Origin of the sequence: Mesorhizobium caraganae, assembly GCF_016836705.1 — a bacterium.
Classification (GTDB): Bacteria; Pseudomonadota; Alphaproteobacteria; order Rhizobiales; family Rhizobiaceae; genus Mesorhizobium; species Mesorhizobium caraganae.
The window spans coordinates 1-909 of record NZ_JAFCGY010000103.1 but is presented as its reverse complement, the minus strand read 5'-3'; the positions used below and the strand labels follow the sequence as shown (position 1 = coordinate 909).

Genomic DNA, 909 nt, shown 5'->3' with positions numbered 1-909 from the left:
GTCGGGATGACGAGCCCCACGACCGAACGCTTGGCGCCGGCCTTCTCCATCTTGTCCATGAGCGAGGGCAGCGCGGCCTCCGAGGAGGAGGTTGCCAGGACAAGCAGCAGCTCTTCCTTGATGTAGCGAATGAGAGAAAAGATCGAGAAGCCGTTGTAACGGCAGACCGCGCCGAGAACGCCGAACACGAAGAGGAAGGCGGTGAAATAGAACGTCGCGACCAGCATCGCGAGGTTGACGATCGACCCGATGCCATATTTGCCGGTGGTGAAGGCCATTGCGCCGAAAGCCCCGATCGGGGCGGCCTTCATCAGCAGGCTGACGAGCTTGAAAATGGGGGCGATCAGCGCCTGGAGGAGGGAAACGACAGGCTTGCCCGTCTCTCCGACCATGGCCAGGGCGATGCCGAACAGAACCGAGAAGAACAGGACCTGCAGGATGTCGCCTTGCGCGAAGGCACCGACGATCGTCGACGGAATGATGTTCATCAGGAAGCCGGTGAGGGACTGCTCGTGAGCCTTGGCGGCATAGCTATTCACGGCCTGGACGTCGAGCGAGGCCGGATCGATGTTGAGGCCGGCGCCCGGCTGAACGACATTGGCGACGACAAGGCCGACGATGAGTGCCAGCGTCGAGAAGGTGAGGAAATAGACCATCGCCTTGCCGGCAACTCGGCCAACCTTGTGGAGATCGTTCATGCCGGCGATGCCGGTCGCAATTGTCAGGAAGATGACAGGCGCGATGATCATCTTGACGAGCTTGATGAAGGCATCACCGAGCGGCTTCACGCTTTCGCCGATCCCCGGATAGAAATAGCCGAGTGCGATACCAAGAGCGATGGCGGCAAGCACCTGCACGTAGGGCTTGGCGTAGAAGGCCTTGCGAGGCGCGGCGTCCGCGCTGCGGATT

At 61.2% G+C, this 909-nt stretch carries 1 protein-coding gene; it reads right to left on the bottom strand.

Features of this window, described 5'->3' with window-relative positions; genetic code table 11:
- A partial coding sequence (locus JQK88_RS35480; RefSeq protein ID WP_203281233.1) for a cation:dicarboxylate symporter family transporter occupies positions 1-908 on the bottom strand: 908 nt, incomplete at its 3' end.
- Position 909: the final 1 nt, after the last annotated feature.